Annotated in this window: 12 protein-coding genes; 4 read left to right on the forward strand and 8 right to left on the reverse strand. The window is 70.3% G+C overall.

Features of this window, described 5'->3' with window-relative positions:
* Positions 1 to 8 precede the first annotated feature (8 nt).
* The 3 genes from ACIRD8_RS21195 to ACIRD8_RS21205 are packed head-to-tail and all read right to left on the reverse strand — an operon-like array spanning position 9 to position 2,828.
* Complete coding sequence (locus ACIRD8_RS21195) at positions 9 to 920, reverse strand: ABC transporter ATP-binding protein (protein ID WP_403993588.1); 912 nt, start codon at positions 918 to 920, stop codon at positions 9 to 11.
* Entirely contained in the window at positions 917 to 1,825 is a 909-nt protein-coding gene (locus tag ACIRD8_RS21200) for an ABC transporter permease (protein WP_403993591.1), read from the reverse strand. Before ACIRD8_RS21200 ends, ACIRD8_RS21195 begins: the two co-directional genes overlap by 4 nt.
* A complete protein-coding gene (locus ACIRD8_RS21205; protein ID WP_403994155.1) occupies positions 1,815 to 2,828 on the reverse strand; it encodes an ABC transporter ATP-binding protein in 1,014 nt (337 codons plus the stop codon). Before ACIRD8_RS21205 ends, ACIRD8_RS21200 begins: the two co-directional genes overlap by 11 nt.
* A 263-nt stretch (positions 2,829 to 3,091) precedes the next feature.
* Between ACIRD8_RS21205 and ACIRD8_RS21210 the strand changes: the two genes are divergently transcribed.
* Both ACIRD8_RS21210 and ACIRD8_RS21215 read left to right on the forward strand, forming a co-directional pair.
* Positions 3,092 to 4,921, forward strand: coding sequence for an SDR family oxidoreductase (locus ACIRD8_RS21210; RefSeq protein ID WP_403993594.1), 1,830 nt, complete (start codon positions 3,092 to 3,094; stop codon positions 4,919 to 4,921).
* A 357-nt stretch (positions 4,922 to 5,278) separates the two neighbouring features.
* Complete coding sequence (locus ACIRD8_RS21215) at positions 5,279 to 5,821, forward strand: RNA 2'-phosphotransferase (RefSeq protein ID WP_403993597.1); 543 nt, start codon at positions 5,279 to 5,281, stop codon at positions 5,819 to 5,821.
* Between the two features lie 13 nt (positions 5,822 to 5,834).
* Here ACIRD8_RS21215 and ACIRD8_RS21220 read toward each other — a convergent pair whose 3' ends face one another.
* The gene (locus ACIRD8_RS21220; RefSeq protein ID WP_403993600.1) at positions 5,835 to 6,125 is read right to left on the reverse strand and encodes a hypothetical protein; all 291 of its coding nucleotides are present in this window, start codon (positions 6,123 to 6,125) and stop codon (positions 5,835 to 5,837) included.
* 198 nt (positions 6,126 to 6,323) lie between these two features.
* Here ACIRD8_RS21220 and ACIRD8_RS21225 point away from each other — a divergent pair, with 198 nt between their 5' ends.
* Together ACIRD8_RS21225 and ACIRD8_RS21230 are read left to right on the forward strand one after the other, a co-directional pair.
* The gene (locus ACIRD8_RS21225) at positions 6,324 to 7,235 is read left to right on the forward strand and encodes an LLM class flavin-dependent oxidoreductase (RefSeq protein WP_403993603.1); all 912 of its coding nucleotides are present in this window, start codon (positions 6,324 to 6,326) and stop codon (positions 7,233 to 7,235) included.
* Between the two features lie 178 nt (positions 7,236 to 7,413).
* Positions 7,414 to 8,256 (forward strand): Cof-type HAD-IIB family hydrolase, encoded by an 843-nt coding sequence (locus ACIRD8_RS21230; RefSeq protein ID WP_403993606.1) that lies wholly within the window; start codon positions 7,414 to 7,416, stop codon positions 8,254 to 8,256.
* Positions 8,257 to 8,310: 54 nt separating this feature from the next.
* On the opposite strand, the gene ACIRD8_RS21235 is transcribed toward ACIRD8_RS21230, so the two are convergent.
* The 4 genes from ACIRD8_RS21235 to ACIRD8_RS21250 form a co-directional block, all read right to left on the reverse strand.
* The gene (locus ACIRD8_RS21235; RefSeq protein ID WP_403993609.1) at positions 8,311 to 10,017 is read right to left on the reverse strand and encodes a GAF domain-containing protein; all 1,707 of its coding nucleotides are present in this window, start codon (positions 10,015 to 10,017) and stop codon (positions 8,311 to 8,313) included.
* Positions 10,018 to 10,079: 62 nt separating this feature from the next.
* A complete protein-coding gene (gene cydD / locus ACIRD8_RS21240) occupies positions 10,080 to 13,640 on the reverse strand; it encodes a thiol reductant ABC exporter subunit CydD (RefSeq protein WP_403993612.1) in 3,561 nt (1,186 codons plus the stop codon).
* A gap of 39 nt (positions 13,641 to 13,679) precedes the next feature.
* A complete protein-coding gene (cydB, locus tag ACIRD8_RS21245) occupies positions 13,680 to 14,681 on the reverse strand; it encodes a cytochrome d ubiquinol oxidase subunit II (protein WP_403993615.1) in 1,002 nt (333 codons plus the stop codon).
* Positions 14,682 to 14,700: 19 nt separating this feature from the next.
* Complete coding sequence (locus tag ACIRD8_RS21250; protein ID WP_403993618.1) at positions 14,701 to 16,209, reverse strand: cytochrome ubiquinol oxidase subunit I; 1,509 nt, start codon at positions 16,207 to 16,209, stop codon at positions 14,701 to 14,703.
* Positions 16,210 to 16,457 lie beyond the last annotated feature (248 nt).

The raw sequence follows: 16,457 nt of genomic DNA on the forward strand, positions 1-16,457 counted from the left end.
GCCACTACTCAGGCCGCTACGAGATAGGAAAAGACCGATTCGAGGGACTCGTCGGACGGGGAGACGGTGAGCAGCCGGATGCCGTGTTCACGCGCGACCTTCGGCAGCAGCGTCGTGAACCTCCCGAAGTCGACCGCCTGGATGCGCAGGGCCTTCTCCGTGACGTCGACCTCGATCCCCGCCGTCGACGGGTCCGCGATGAGCGCCGCGGCGAGCGCCCGGTCGTCACTGGACCGGACGAGGTAGCGGTGCGGCCGGTCCGTCATCAGACGGCGGATCTTCCGGAAGTCGCCCGACGCGGCATGACGGCCCGCCACGATCACCTCGATGTGCGAGGCGAGCTGTTCGACCTCTTCGAGGATGTGCGAGGAGAAGAGCACCGTACGGCCCTCGGCCCCCATCCGGCGCAGCAGCTCCATGAGCTGCATCCGCTGCCGCGGGTCCATGCCGTTGAACGGCTCGTCCAGGAGCAGCACCGAGGGGTCGTGGACCAGCGCGGACGCCATCTTCACGCGCTGGCGCATGCCCTTGCTGTACGTCGAGATCTTGCGGTCCTGCGCGTACTCCATCTCGACCGTGGCCAGCGCCTTGTGCGCGGCCGCGTCACCCAGTCCGTGCAGCTCGGCGTTGGCGACGACGAACTCGCGGCCGGTCAGGAAGTCGTACATCCCCTCCCGCTCCGGCACGATCCCGATCGCCTTGTAGACCGCCTCGTTGCGCCAGATCTGTGTGCCGTCGAGCGTCACCGTGCCGGTCGACGGCGCGAGGAACCCGGCCATCATGTTGATCAGCGTGGACTTCCCGGCTCCGTTGGGCCCGAGCAGCCCGGTGACTCCGGGGCCCACGGTCATGCTCACGTCGTTGACGGCGACCACATTGCCGAACCAGCGGGAGGTGTGGTCGATCTCGATGGTGGTCACAGCCCGACCCTCCGGTAGCGGCGCATCAGTACGGCGTACGAGCCGGCGACGAGCGCGAGAACAACGAGCAGATAGACCACGCCGGCGGCGGCTCCGGGCCCGTCCCCGCCGGGGAAGGCGGAGGTGGCGCCGAGGAACGCGGTCTGCACCCCGTCGATCAGCGTGATCGGCGAGAACAGTCCCAGCCAGGTGATGGCGCCGGCCGAATCCGTCTGCCAGGCGATGGCCTGGACCGTGGAGACCGCGCCGTAGGTGATGGTCATTACGGCGATCACGGCGGCGACTCCGAAGCCCCTGCGCGGTGTCAGCGCGGCGACCACCAGTCCGAGCCCGGCGAACAGCACGGAGAGCAGCGCCACCGAGACCATCCCCTGTCCGAAGCCCTTGGCCTGAGCGGCGAAGTCGAACTTGGCCAGCAGCGAGCCCACGAAGAGGATGACGAGCGGCAGCCCGGTCAGGATCAGCAGGGCCGACGTCATGGCCGCGAACTTGGCCAGTACGTAGTCGACGCGTTCGATCGGCCGTGAGAAGTACAGCGGCACGCTCTTGAAACGGAGGTCCCTGGAGACGGACTGCGGCGCCTGGGAGGCGATGAAGAGTCCGATCACGGCCTGCAGGTAGATCGCGAAGTCCGTGTACTTGATGGGGAGTTTCGTCATGCCGGGCGTGGCGATGGCGACCGCGACGAGGATCAGCGCCACCAGGCACATCACCCCGCACAGCAGCATCGGCAGCACCTTGGACTTGGCGGACCTGCCCAGTCCGAACGAGCCCCGCAGGGACTGCGAGAACAACGACCTGCGGGCGTAAGCCCTGCCCAGGCGGGCGCCGTCGTAGGAGCGGTATCCGATGTTGTGGATCCGGGAGGTGTCGCTCCCGGCCACGGTCCCGGTCTCAGTGCTCATCGCGACCGCTCCCCTTCTGCTGTCCGGCACCCGCTGCCGCGGCCACGGCCGCACGCGGTGCCTCTTCGGTACGGAAGACCTCGGCGATGTGGTGGCGCCGCTGTTCCATCCGGATGAGGCCCAGTCCGAGGCCGGCGACGCTGTCGCGGACCACGTCGTACGTCTCCTCGCCCGTCGCCTCCACCAGGAGGATGTGGCCTGCGCCCGGCAGCCCCGCGGCGTCGAGGCCGTCGTGTCCGACGAGCTTGATCCCGGCTCCGGTGAGGGCCCGGCGCAGAGCGTCCGTACCGTCCGGGTGGGTGTCGCTGTCGGTGACCTCGACCGCCAGCGTCGTGGTGGTCTGGGTGAAGTCGCTGGTGGAGCTGGAACGCAGCAGCGCGCCGCCGTCGATGACGACGACGTGGTCGCAGGTCCTCTCCAGCTCTCCGAGGAGGTGTGAGGTGACCAGCACCGAGATGCCGAAGTCGGTGTGGACACGGCGGATCAGGCCGAGCATCTCGTCCCGGCCGACGGGGTCCAGGCCGTTGGTCGGCTCGTCGAGGAGGACCAGCTTCGGGTCGTGGACCAGTGCCTGGGCCAGCTTCACCCGCTGCTTCATGCCGGTCGAATATCCGCCGATGGGCCGGTAGCGCTCCTCGTACAGCCCTACGTGGCGCAGGGTGTCCGCGGTGCGCTCGCGTGCCGCGGTGGGCGGCAGCCCGGACATCCGCGCCATGTGGACCACGAACTCGGTCGCCGAGACGTCCGGGGGCAGGCAGTCGTGCTCGGGCATGTACCCGACCCGCTCCCGGATGGCGGCGCCCTCGGTCGCCACGTCGAGCCCGAGCACCGCGGCCCGGCCTTCGGTGGCGGGGGACAGACCCAGCAGGATCTTGATCAGTGTGGACTTGCCGGCTCCGTTGGAACCCACCAGGCCGGTCACGCCCGGTCCGATGTCCAAGGAGAGCCGGTCAAGCGCGGTCACCCTCGGGAACCGCTTGCTCAGGCTTTCGGTTGCGATCACAGTCACGTCTTCGAAGGTAGTGGCGCGCGCCACAGCAGTCGTCAGACCAGGCGGCTGTATCCGCGTCAGACTCCAGGCGTACGGACCCGTAGGGGGACCCCACGAGGGAGGACCCGGGGTGGGCGCATCCGGGCCCGTTCGTCCACAGGGTGTTGTCCACAGGTTCGGGGCATCCCTTGACGCGGCCGTACGTCGGTTGCCACATTCAGCGGTGTCACGTTACGGACGCGTACCGCAACGCCGGCACTGGACGAGGAGGCGGCGTGGAGCTGCGAAACGCGCGTGAGCGCTGGGTTCGTACGGGCGGGATCGAGCTGTGTGTCGCCGAGCTGGGCGATGCCGCGCAGCCGACGGTCGTGCTGGTGCACGGCTATCCGGACAGCAAGGAGGTCTGGTCCGAGGTCGCGGAGCGGCTGGCGGAGCAGTGGCACGTGGTGCTCTACGACGTGCGGGGCCACGGCAGGTCGACGGCGCCCGAGCCGCTGCGCGGAGGATTCACCCTGGAGAAGCTGACCGACGACTTCCTGGCCGTCGCGGACGCCGTGAGCCCGGACCGGCCCGTCCATGTGGTCGGCCACGACTGGGGTTCGGTCCAGTCCTGGGAGTTCGCGACGGTGGAGCGGACCCAGGGCCGTATCGCCTCGTTCACCTCGATGTCCGGACCTTCCCTCGACCACTTCGGGCACTGGATCAAGCGGCGGATGTCCCACCCGGACCCGCGTGGGGTGGGGCAGTTGCTCGGCCAGGGCGCCAAGTCCTGGTACGTGTACGCGCTGCACACGCCGGCCCTGCCCGAGATGGCGTGGCGCGGGGCGCTCGGCAGGCAGTGGCCGCGCATCCTGCAGCGCATGGAGAAGGTGCCCGCGGACGGGTATCCGACGGCTTCGCTCCCTCGGGACGCGTCCCACGGGGCCTGGCTCTACCGGGACAACATCCGGTTCCGCCTGCGCCGCCCACGCCCGGACGCGTACGCGCATGTGCCGGTGCAGCTGATCACCCCGACCGGCGACGCCTTCCTCTCGCCGTCCCTCTACGACGAACTGGATTCCTGGGTGCCCCGGTTGGTGCGGCGCACCCTGCCGGCGAAGCACTGGGTCCCGCGCACCAGACCGGATCAGCTGGCCGCCTGGATCGGGGAGTTCGCCGAAGGCGTGGAATCCGGCGGCCAGGAGTCCGGCGGCGGGGAATCGGACGGCCAGGATGGTTCCGCTGGTTCCGCTGGTTCCGCTTGTTCCGGTCCGGCGGTCAAGGCGGCCACCGGTGCCCATGCGGACCGGTTCGGCGGGCAGTTGGTCCTGGTGACGGGCGCCGCATCGGGGATCGGGCGCGCGACGGCGCTGGCCTTCGCCGAGGCCGGAGCGCGGGTGGTGGCCGTGGACCGGGACGCGGAGGGCGTGGCCCGGACGGCGGAGGCCGCCGAGCTCATCGGCGCGCCCGCCGCGTGGGGCGAGGTGGTGGATGTCGGGGACGAGCAGGCGATGGAGAAGCTCGGCGAGAAGGTGGCCGCCGAACACGGCGTCGTGGACGTCCTGGTGAACAACGCGGGTGTCGGTCTGTCGGGCGCTTTCCTCGACACGACGAGCGAGGACTGGAGGAAGGTCCTCGACGTCAATCTCTGGGGCGTGATCCACGGCTGCCGGATCTTCGGCGGGCAGATGGCCGAGCGCGGGCAGGGCGGCCACATCGTCAACGTCGCCTCGGCCGCCGCCTATCAGCCGTCGCGGGTGCTGCCCGCCTACAGCACCTCCAAGGCGGCGGTGCTGATGCTCAGTGAATGCCTGCGCGCGGAATTGGCCGAGCGGTCGATCGGGGTCAGCGCGATCTGCCCTGGTTTCGTCGACACCGGCATCACCGGCACCGCGCACTTCGCCGGGGCCGACGAGGCGGAGGAGGCGCGCCTCCGGAAGCGGACGGCTCGGCTCTACTCGCTGCGCAACTACCCTGCGGAGAAGGTGGCCAGGGCGATCCTCGGGGCGGTGGTGCACAACCGGGCCGTGGTGCCGGTGACGCCGGAGGCCCGTGGCGCACGGTGGCTCTCACGGATCAGCCCCCGGATGCTGCGCGGCGTCGCCCGGGTGAAGCCACCGCTGTGAGCAGTGCGGTGCATTGGGAGCACGCCTGCTCCAATTCACCTGCTGACCCTTCGGGTTGGCTCCTAAGGGCTGTGACCCCGCACCACAACTTGCGTTTTCGGCCCCGCCACTTGGTCGTTTCCACTTCGCAGAGCGCGTGTTGGGAGGAGCGTACCGGCGCATGGATCGCAAACTCCACCAATAGCAGGCATGTTGGGCAAATGCCCTATACCGGCCAGCACTTGTCCACAGGAAAGCCAAAAGCCCTGTGGATAACGCGAGTTGGCTGTGGATCAAACCTGTTCACGTCAATGCGCGCCGCGAACGTCGGGTGAAATCGAGGTGCGCCGACAGAAGTGACGGAGGCACTCTGACGGGATGGACGAACGACGCACCGTCAAGGTGTCCAAGTACCTTTCGAAGCACCTGCGGCACGAACCCGGCCGGATCGGGATCACTCTCGACACCCACGGCTGGGTGGCCGTCGACGAGCTGCTGCGGGCCTGCGCCCGGCACGGCTTCACCATCAGCAGGGACGACCTCGACCACGTCGTCGCGGTCAATGACAAACAGCGGTTCACCCTGGACGGTGATCGCATCCGGGCGAACCAGGGCCACTCCGTCACCGTCGACCTCGGCCTGCCCCCGGCCGAACCACCGGCGTACCTCTTCCACGGCACCGTGGCACGGGTGCTCGACGCCATCCGTACCGAAGGGCTGCGGCCCATGAACCGTCACCATGTCCATCTCTCGCCCGACCGCGAGACCGCGGTCCGCGTCGGCGCCCGTCGCGGCGCCCCGGTCGTCCTCGCGGTGGACGCGGGAGCCATGCACCGGGCCGGCCACGTCTTCCATGTCAGCGCGAACGGGGTATGGCTGACCGACTCCGTACCGCCTCCGTTCCTGCGTCTGCGGGAATGACGCGTGCCGCAGTTCAGCGCTCCATGCCACCGAGGCCCGCGCGCAGGTCGTCGAGGTTCATGACGGGCTGCAGGGAGATCTTGGAATTCGCGTGGAACAAGGGCTCCAGCAGCGATGGCATCTGGGCGGAGTCCTGCATGTCGAACACCATGAGACAGCCGCGCCGACCGTTCTGGATGGTGAAGTACGCCGCTTCGGGCTTCAGCTGCTCGACGACCTCCTCGATCATCTTGGACATGGTTCCCTCGGACACCGATCGGTTGGCCGTCTCGGTGTCCATCTGCGCGGTGAGCAGCATCCTCATGACGATTCATTCCTTCCGGCGAACCGCGCCCGGTGCCGTGCGCACGCGCGGGCAGGACCGGCCGGGTTCCCTTCCAGCGTCGCCCCGGCGCCTCTCCCCGGCAACCACTGCCGCCCGGCCCCGGCGGAGTTCCTCCCCCTCTCCGCCCCGTTCACCGGTGGCCGACGAAGCCCTCGGGGACCGCCGTAGAGTCTGGTCATGACCTCCTCCCGCCGACTGAGCACCGTGATCCTGCCCATCCGCCGCTGGCACGACGGCGGCCGGCCCTTGTGGGTACGCGCCGAGGAGCTGGGGTTCCACGCCGCGTACACCTACGACCATCTGGCCTGGCGGTCGTTCCGCGACGGTCCGTGGTTCGGAGCCGTCCCGACGCTGACGGCCGCCGCAGCGGCCACCGAGCGACTGCGCCTGGGCACGCTCGTCACCTCGCCCAACTTCCGCCACCCGGTGACGCTCGCCAAGGACCTCATCACGCTGGACGACGTCTCCGACGGACGGATCACGCTCGGTATCGGCGCCGGGGGCAACGGCTTCGACGCCACCACGCTGCGCGGGAGCGGCGAGGAGCCGTGGACGCCCCGCGAACGCGCCGACCACTTCGACGAGTTCGTCCCGCTGCTCGACCGGCTGCTCCGGGAGCCCTCCGTGACGCAGGAGGGCCGGTTCTACGCCGCGAACGAGGCCCGGAACATCCCCGGCTGCGTGCAGCGCCCCCGGCTGCCCTTCGCGGTCGCCGCCACCGGCCCGCGCGGACTGAAGCTCGCGGCACGGTACGGCCAGGCGTGGGTGACCACGGGTGATCCGAAGCTGTACGAGACCGGCACTCCTGAGCAGTCCGTGGCAGCCGTCCGCGGTCAGATCAGCCGGCTCGGCGCCGCCTGCGAGGAGACCGGCCGGGACGTCTCGGAGCTGGACAAGATCCTCCTCACCGGTTTCACCCCCGGCCGGCCGCTGCGGTCCTTCGACGCGTTCGTGGACTTCGCGGGAACGCACTTCGACCTCGGATTCACCGAGATCGTCGTCCACTGGCCGGTGCCGGACTCCGACTTCGCCATGGACACCGAGCTGTTCGAACGGATCGCCACCGAGGCCCTGCCACAGCTCGGCTGACCGCCATGCTCCCGCCGTCGGCCGGAGGGAAGGGGCCGCTCCGACCCTCCGGCCTGGGCAGTCGCCCCTTGAGGGCCTTTGGCATATGCCGGAGTCATGTTCCGCAGCTCAAGGACTCGCGCTCTCAGATGTGCGCCCCTCTGCACGCCCGTGCGACTCCGTACGGGAGAATGGCCGGGTGACCTCAGCTACCGACTCGCCTCTGCCTGCCGTGACCCGGCTGATCGCCACCGATCTGGACGGCACCCTCCTACGGGACGACAAGACCTTGTCGGACCGTACGACCGCCGCCCTGGCAGCCGCCGAGGAGGCGGGGATCGAGGTCTTCTTCGTCACCGGCAGGCCCGCCCGCTGGATGGATGTCGTCAGCCCTCATGTGCAGGGCCATGGCATGGCGATCTGCGCGAACGGAGCCGCGGTCGTCGATCTCCTCGAAGGCAGCCTCCTCAAGGTCTGCCCGCTGGACCGCGGGATCGCCCTGGCCGTCGTGGACATCCTGCGCGAGTCCGCCCCCGGGGTGTCGTTCGCCGTCGAACTGGCCACCGGCATCCACTACGAACCGGCCTACCCCCCGTTCCACATGGACCCGGGTGCCACGGTCGCCGTCGCGGAGAAGCTGCTCCGCGAGGAGGCCCCGGGCACCGGCACGCCGGTCCTGAAGGTCCTCGCCCACCACCCCGAACTGGCCCCGGACGCCTTCCTCACACTGGCCCGTGAACTCGCGGGGGACCGGGCGTCGTTCACCCGTTCCAGCCCCACCGCGCTGCTGGAGATCAGCGGGCTCGGTGTCTCCAAGGCCGGCACGCTCGCCGCCTGCTGCGCCGAACGCGGCATCTCCCCCGACGAGGTGGTCGCGTTCGGGGACATGCCCAACGACGTGGAGATGCTGAGCTGGGCCGGCGCCTCGTTCGCCATGGGCAACGCCCATCCGGCCGCCGTCGCCGCCGCGTCCGGTGTGACGCTCACGAACGACGAGGACGGCGTCGCGATCGTCATCGAGCGGATCCTCGCCGCGCGCTGAGCCGGCTGCGAAGACGCACGGGGGGAGCGGGACTGCCGGGACCCGCTACCCGCGTCAGAGCGGGACCTGCCAGGTCACCGTCGTACCGCCGTCCCCCTCACCGGCCCCCGGCCCGAACCAGCTCGCACCCCCCAGCGACTCGGCACGCCGTGCGAGGTTGCGCAGGCCGCTGCGCCTGCCGCCGTCCGGGATCCCCACCCCGTCGTCCGCGACCGTCAGCCGTACCGCTTCCCGCCCGTCCGGCAGCACCGCGGTCGCGTCCACCGTCACCTCGACGCGCGAGGCCCTCGCATGACGGAACGTGTTGGACAGCGCCTCGCGCAGAGCCGCGATGAGGTTCTTGCCGGCGAGCTCCCCCACCAGCGAGTCGACGGGGCCCAGGAACCGGTGGGAGGGCATGAAACCCAGGGGCACCGCGGCCATGTTGATCTCCCGCATCACCCGGGTCCGCAGGCCCGACGGCGCCTCGGCCGGTTCCTGCTGGAGCGCGAAGATGGCCGTGCGGATCTCCTGGATGGTCACGTCCAGTTCGTCCACGGCCCGTCCGATGCCCGCCTGCACCCCGGGGACCGGGGAACGCCGCTGAGCGCCCTCCAGCATGATCCCGGTGGCGAAGAGCCGCTGGATGACCAGGTCGTGGAGATCCCGGGCGATACGGTCCCGGTCCTCGTAGACGGCGAGCCTCTCCCGGTCCCGCTGCGCCTCGGCCAGCTTCAGGGCCAGCGCGGCCTGCGCGGCGAAGTGGGTGGCCAGCGTCCGCTCCGTCCGGGTGAACGGCCGCCCGCCCCGGGCCCGTGGGATGGAAAGCGCCCCGAGCACCCGCCCGCCGCTGCGCAGGGGGAGCAGCATGTGCGGACCGAACCGGTCGGCCAGCCTGGTGATCATGCGGGGGTCGGTCGCGGAGTCGTCCAGGAACACCTCCTCGCCCCTCAGGAGCGCCGCCACCACGGGGCTGTGCGGCGGGATGATCACTCCTAGGGACGCGGACGGCTTGTCCCCGGCGACGGCGACGATCTCCAGGCCCCCCGCCGCGGCCGGCAGCAGCACGATGCCGGCCTCTGCGTCGGCGAGACGGCGCGCCTGTTCGGCGACGACGGCGAGTGCCTCGTCGGCGTCGCCGGCCGAGAGCAGGGCGGTCGTGACGGCCACCGAGCCGTCGATCCACTGCTCGCGCTGTCGGGTGGCTTCGTACGTCCGCGCGTGACCGATGGCGATCCCGGCCTCCGTGGCCAGCACGCGCAGCATGTGCAGTTCGTCGTCGCCGAACGCGTCCCCGTCGCGCTTCTCCATCACGTAGAGGTTGCCGAAGATCTTGCCCTGGACCCGGATGGGGACCCCCAGGAACGTACGCATCTTCGGGTGGCCGGCCGGGAATCCGGCGAAGCGCGGATCCGCCGCCAGATCCTCCAGCCTGATGGGCACGCCCTCCTCGATCAGTGCGCCCAGCAGACCGGTGTGCCCGTCGGGCGGCCGGCCGATCGCCCGGGCGGCTTCCTCGGGAACCCCATGGGTGATGAAGTCGCAGAGGCCCTCACCAGGCGTCTCGATGACGCCGATGGCCGCGTAGCGGGCGTGGGCGAGTTCGGCCGCGGTCTCACAGATGCGCTCCAGCGTGGAGTGGAGCTCGAGGCCCGTACCGACGGACCTCATCGCTTCCAGCAGCTGCGGGACCCGTGCGGTCAGCTCCGCGGAGATCCCCCGCAGGGGCCCGTTGGTCTGCTGCGCGGCTCCGGGAGAGTCCTTCGGATCCTGCTCGGCCATGACCTGAGCCTAGTAAGTGCGGAAAGGTCCGGAAAGTCGGAACCAGCGCTAACTCACCGCCCTCAGGCCCGTGCAGGCACCGCGTCCACCGGCCGCATCCCCTCCGGCTCCGTATCCACCGGCTCCTGTTCGCGTTCGAGCATCCGGCGCAGCGGCCCGTCCTGCGCGGCCAGAACGGCGTACGGCCCCTGCTGGACCACTCGGCCCCCGTCCAGCACCAGGACCTCGTCCACCGCCTCGATCCCCGCCAGCCGATGGGTGATCAGCACGGTCGTACGCCCCCGGGTGGCGGCCAGCAGATCCTCGGTCAGCGCATCAGCCGTCGCCAGGTCCAGGTGCTCCGCGGGCTCGTCGAGCACGAGTACGGGGAAGTCGGCGAGGAGCGCACGGGCCAGCGCCAGCCGCTGCCGCTGGCCGCCCGACAGCCGGGCCCCGTGTTCACCCACCAGCGTGTCGAGGCCGTCGGGCAGCGACTGGGCCCAGTCCAGCAGCCGGGCAGCGGCCAGGGCGTCCCGCAGCTGTCCGTCCGAGGCGCCCGTGCGGGCGAGTCGCAGATTCTCGCGGATGGAGCTGTCGAAGACGTGAGCGTCCTGGGCGCACAGCCCGACGAAGGTCCGGACCGTGTCGCCGTCCAGCGAGGCCGCCTCGACACCACCGAGACGGTACGTCCCCTCCCGGACGTCAAGGAAGCGGAGCAGGACCTGGGCGAGCGTGGTCTTCCCCGAACCTGACGGGCCGACGACTGCGACCCTCTTGCCGGGGTGGAGCGTCAGGTCGACGGAGTGCAGCGCATCGCGCTCCGCGCCCTCGTAACGGGCCGACAGCCCTCGTACGTCGAGCGGGAAGGGTGAGGCGGGCGCCTCGGCGGGGTCCGTCGGTTCCCCGACCGGTACGGGAGCGTCCAGCACCTCGTAGACCCGCTCCGCACTCCGCTCGACCCGCCGGCGGTACTGCACCGCGAGCGGGAGTCCCGTCACGGCCTCGAAAGCGGCCAGTGGCGTGAGGACGACCACCGCGAGCGCCACCCCGGCCAGCCGCCCGTCCGCCACGGCGGGCAGCGCGACGACGGCCGCGCCCACGACGGTGAGGCCGCAGATCAGGGCGGAGAGTCCGCCACCCAACGCGGTCGCGGCCGCGGCGCGCGACGCGATCCGCGTGAGGACGCCGTCCGCCGCACGCACCTGCTCCTTGCGGGCGGGCAGCGCACCCGCGACGGCCAGCTCGGCGGTCCCGCCGAGGAGATCGGCGACGCGGACGGCCAGCGCGGCCCTGGCGGGCGCCAGCCGGCGCTCGGCTCGGCGGGCGCAGACGCCGCTCAGCCACGGCACACCCACGCCCGCGAGGAGCAGCCCGGCGGCCAGGACGGCGCCCGCCTCGGGCAGCAGCCAGCCGGTGAAGGCGACGGCCCCCGTCCCGACCAGGAGCGCGGTCGCAGCGGGCAGCAGCCAGCGCAGCCAGTAGTCCTGCAAGGCGTCCACATCGGAGACCAGACGGGACAGCAGGTCGCCTCGCCGCGTGGCCCGGAGGCCGGCGGGCGCGATCCGCTCCAGACCGCGGTACACCGCCACCCTGAGATCGGCGAGCATCCTGAGGACGGCGTCGTGGGACACCAGCCGCTCCGCGTAGCGGAAGACGGCCCGGCCCAGGCCGAAGGCCCGGGTCGCGGTGACCGCGACCATCAGATACAGGACCGGGGGCTGCTCGGAGGCACGCGAGATCAGCCACCCCGATACGGCCATGAGACCGACCGACGAGCCCACGGCGAGGCTGCCCAACAGCAGTGCCAGGCCCAGCTTCCCGTGCTGGGACCCGGCGGCCTCCCGCACCCGGGCCAGCACGCGGCCCCCGGGCCTGGGTGCGGTGTCCCGGAGCAGCGCGGGCTCCCCCGCACCGAGCCGCCCGGCATCGTCCGGAGCACCGGACCCGGCCCCGCCCCGGGCGGCGGCAGCATCCGGTGCCGCCCCGTCGTCCGGGCTCGTCCGCCCAGGCGGTGAGGGCTCCAGCGTCACCACCCGGTCCGCGACCGTGAGCAGCGCCGGCCGGTGCACGACCAGCAGCACCGTGCGTCCCGCCGCCAGCCTCCGGACCGCGTCGACGATGCCCGCCTCCGTCTCGCCGTCCAGGCTCGCCGTCGGCTCGTCGAGCAGCAGCAGCGGCCGGTCGGCGAGGAAGGCCCGTGCCAGCGCGAGGCGCTGACGCTGCCCGGCGGAGAGCCCGGCGCCGTCCTCGCCCAGGGCCGTCCCGGCGCCGTCCGGCAGCGCGGCCACGAAGTCGTACGCGCCCGCCTCCCGCAGCGCGGACATGACCGCCGCGTCGTCCGCGTCCGGGCGGGCCAGGCGTACGTTCTCCGCGATCGTCCCGGCGAAGAGGTGGGGACGCTGGGGCACCCAGGCGATCTGCTCACGCCAGCGTTCGGGGGAGAGGGCGGACAGATCGGCCCCGCCGACCCGGACCCGTCCCTCGTCGGGCGCGGTGAACCCCAGCACCACGCTGAGGAGCGTGGACTTGCCGACCCCGCTGGGGCCGACCAGCGCGACGGTCTCCCCCTGCTCGACCACGAGGGAGGCCGCATCCAGCGACGGCTCGGTCCTGCCCTCGTGCCGGACCGTCACCCCATCCAGTTCCAGCCGGAGGGACGGCGGTACGTCCTGGGATCCGCCGGCCGGAGGCTCGGTCTCCAGCACCGCGAAGATCTCCTCCGCGGCCGAGAGCCCTTCCGCGGCCGCGTGGTACTGGGCGCCGACCTGGCGGATCGGCAGATAGGCCTCCGGCGCCAGGATGAGAACTACCAGGCCGGTGTAGAGATCGAGCTCGCCGTGGACGAGGCGCATCCCGATCGTCACCGCGACCAGGGCCACCGAGAGGGTCGCCAGCAGTTCCAGGGCGAAGGAGGAGAGGAAGGCGATCCGGAGCGTCTTCAGTGTGGCCCTGCGGTACTGCGAGGTGATGCTGCGGATCGATTCGGCCTGCGCCTTGGCCCGCCCGAAGACCTTCAGCGTCGGAAGTCCGGCGACCACGTCGAGGAAGTGCCCGGAGAGACGTGACAGCAGCTTCCACTGACGGTCCATCCGGGACTGGGTGGCCCATCCGATCAGGATCATGAAGAGCGGGATCAGCGGCAGCGTCACCACGATGATCGCCGCCGAGACCCAGTCCTCGGTGACGATCCGGGCCAGCACCGCCACCGGAACGACGACCGCGAGGCCGAGCTGCGGGAGATAGCGCGAGAAGTAGTCGTCGAGGGCGTCGACGCCCCGGGTGGCCAGCGCGATCAGCGAACCGGTGCGCTGCCCGCTCAGCCAGTCCGGCCCCAGGCCCGAGGCGCGCTCCATGAGCCGGCCGCGCAGCTCGGACTTCACCGCGGAACTCGCCCGGTACGCGGCCAGTTCGGTCAGCCAGGCCACGAGGGCCCGCCCCAGCGCGACAGCGGCGAGCAGGAGCAGCGGTGTGCGGAGCCCGGCGACGGTCAGCCCGTCCTCGAACCCGCCCACCACCACTTCCGCGACGAGCATGGCCTGGGCGATGACCAGGCCCGCCCCGACCAGGCCCAGCGCCACCACGGCCGCAAGGAAGAACCGGGTGGCTCGGGCGTACCGGAGCAGGCGCGGGTCGATCGGTTTCACGTGAAACAGCTCCCCAGTGGACTCATGTCGTTCGCTCGTTCAGTGCGCATCGGCGATGTGGTGCGTACCGATGCGCTTGCGGAACACCCAGTACGTCCAGCCCTGGTAGAGCAGCACCACGGGAGTCGCGATGCCGGCGCACCAGGTCATGATCTTGAGGGTGTACGGGCTGGACGAGGCGTTGGAGACCGTCAGGTTCCAGGCGTCGTTCAGCGAGGACGGCATCACGTTCGGGAAGAGCGTCAGGAAGAGCATGGCGACCGCGGCCGTGATGGTCACCCCGGAGAACGCGAACGACCAGCCCTCGCGCCCCGCCCCGATGGCACCGATCGCCACGACCAGCGACACCACGGCGGTGATCATCGCGGCCAGGCTCCAGCCGTTGCCGTTGTCCGCCTGGGTCCAGGCCAGGAAGCCCAGCGCGAGTACGGCGGTGGCCAGACCCAGCTTGAGGGCCAGCCCCCGGGCCCGCACCCTGATGTCCCCGACGGTCTTCAACGCGGCGAACACCGCACCGTGGAACGTGAAGAGGAACAGCGTGACCAGCCCGCCCAGAATGGCGTACGGGTTCAGCAGGTCCCAGAGGTTGCCGACGTACTCCATGTCGGCGTCGATCTTCACTCCGCGGACGATGTTCCCGAAGGCCACCCCCCAGAGAACGGCCGGGATCAGCGAGGTCCAGAAGATCGCGTGCTCCCAGTTGGTCTGCCACCGCTCCTCGGGTCGCTTCGCCCGGTACTCGAAGGCCACCCCGCGCACGATCAGGCAGAGCAGGATGACCAGCAGCGGCAGGTAGAAGCCGGAGAACAGGGTGGCGTACCACTCCGGGAAGGCCGCGAAGGTCGCGCCGCCCGCGCTGAGCAGCCACACCTCGTTCCCGTCCCAGACCGGCCCGATCGTGTTGATCAGGACCCGGCGCTCCTTGCGGTCGCGGGCCAGCAGCTTGGTGAGGACCCCGATACCGAAGTCGAATCCCTCCAGGAAGAAGTAGCCGGTCCACAGGACGGCGATGAGCACGAACCAGACGTCGTGGAGTTCCATCTCTCAGCTCCGCTTGATCTCAGTAGGAGAAGGCCATCGGCCGGTCGGCGTCCTGGTCGTGACCGCCGATCCGGGTGGGCGGGTTGAGGTCGGCCTCGGTGAGCTCGGGCGGTCCGGCCTTGACGTACTTCAGGAGGAGCTTGACCTCGATGACGGCGAGCACCGCGTAGAGCGCCGTGAAGCCGATCATGGAGGTGAGCACCTCCGCCTGCGAGACGCCCGGGGACACCGCGTCGCGGGTCTGGAAGACCCCGTACACCACCCAGGGCTGGCGTCCCATCTCGGTGAAGATCCAGCCCCAGGAGTTGGCGATCAAGGGGAAGAGCATGGTCCAGAGGGCGGTGATCCAGTAGAGCTTGGCGAGCTTCGGGCTCAGCGCCTTGTTCCTGAAGAGCACCAGATTCGGTACGTCGTCCTCACCGGTGCGCATCGCCTCCGGGAGCATGAACTTCCTCCGGGTCAGCCAGAGCCCCAGGATCCCGAGGCTGAAGGAGGCCATGCCGAAGCCGATCATCCAGCGGAAGCTCCAGAAGGCGACCGGGATGTTGGGCCGGTAGTCGCCCGGGCCGTACTTCTCCTGCTCCGCCTTGTTGATGTCGTTGATGCCGGGGATGTACGAGGTGAACGTGTCGTCCGCGAGGAAGGACAGCACTCCGGGGATCGAGATCTCCACGGTGTTGTGGCCCTCGGCGACGTCGCCGACCGCGAAGAGCGAGAAGGGCGCCCCGTCCTCGCCCTCCCACAGGGCCTCGGCCGCGGCCATCTTCATGGGCTGCTGCTTGAACATCACCTTGCCGAGCACGTCACCGCTGACGGCGGTCAGCAGGCCGGCGACCACCACGGTGACCAGCCCGAGCCGCAGCGAGGTCCGCATCACCCGGATGTGCCTCTTGCGTGCCAGGTGGAAGGCGGCGATCCCGACCATGAAGGCCCCGCCCACGAGGAAGGCCGCCGTGATCGTGTGGAAGAACTGGGCGAGCGCCGTGTTCTGGGTGAGCACATGCCAGAAGTCGGTGAGCTCGGCGCGGCCGCGCTCCTCGTTGATCCGGTAGCCGACCGGGTGCTGCATCCAGGAGTTCGCGGCCAGGATGAAGAACGTCGAGAGGATCGTGCCTATGGACACCATCCAGATGCAGGCGAGATGGATCTTCTTCGGCAGCTTGTCCCAGCCGAAGATCCACAGGCCGATGAAGGTGGACTCGAAGAAGAACGCGATCAGGGCCTCGAAGGCGAGCGGGGCGCCGAAGACGTCACCGACGAACCGCGAGTAGTCCGACCAGTTCATGCCGAACTGGAACTCCTGGACGATGCCGGTGACCACGCCCATGGCGATGTTGATCAGGAAGAGCTTGCCCCAGAACTTGGTGGCTCTGAGGTACTTCTCGTTGTCCGTGCGCACCCAGGCGGTCTGAAGGCCGGCGGTGAGCGCGGCAAGAGAGATCGTCAGGGGGACGAACAGGAAGTGGTAGACGGTGGTGATGCCGAACTGCCAGCGCGCCAGGGTCTCTGGTGCCAGAGCCAGGTCCACGACTCTTCTCCTTACGTCGCCGCGATCACACCCGCGGGCACCCGTCGAACCACCCGATCACGGGAGGAAACGGGACGCGCTTGTGAACGCGTTCACATTCACAAGCAATTATGGCGCACATGTCTTCGAAGCCATCGGGTGGGGGGTGCTTTCAGGCCGACCGGCCGTCCCACCCGAAACCGGACAGGCCCCGGAGGCCGGACCGGCAGCGGCCGGCACGTGGCAACACGGTGGCCCCGGACCTCGGT

This window comes from Streptomyces sp. NPDC102451, assembly GCF_044765485.1.
In the GTDB taxonomy this organism is placed as follows: Bacteria; Actinomycetota; Actinomycetes; order Streptomycetales; family Streptomycetaceae; genus Streptomyces.

What these genes read in the sequence shown, in the direction of transcription:
- cydB (WP_403993615.1), bottom strand. Translation starts at nt 14,681, where the DNA reads ATGGAACTCCACGACGTCTGGTTCGTGCTCATCGCCGTCCTGTGGACC.
- ACIRD8_RS21225 (WP_403993603.1), top strand. Translation starts at nt 6,324, where the DNA reads ATGACCTCCTCCCGCCGACTGAGCACCGTGATCCTGCCCATCCGCCGC.
- ACIRD8_RS21235 (WP_403993609.1), bottom strand. Translation starts at nt 10,017, where the DNA reads ATGGCCGAGCAGGATCCGAAGGACTCTCCCGGAGCCGCGCAGCAGACC.
- ACIRD8_RS21200 (WP_403993591.1), bottom strand. Translation starts at nt 1,825, where the DNA reads ATGAGCACTGAGACCGGGACCGTGGCCGGGAGCGACACCTCCCGGATC.
- ACIRD8_RS21220 (WP_403993600.1), bottom strand. Translation starts at nt 6,125, where the DNA reads ATGAGGATGCTGCTCACCGCGCAGATGGACACCGAGACGGCCAACCGA.
- ACIRD8_RS21215 (WP_403993597.1), top strand. Translation starts at nt 5,279, where the DNA reads ATGGACGAACGACGCACCGTCAAGGTGTCCAAGTACCTTTCGAAGCAC.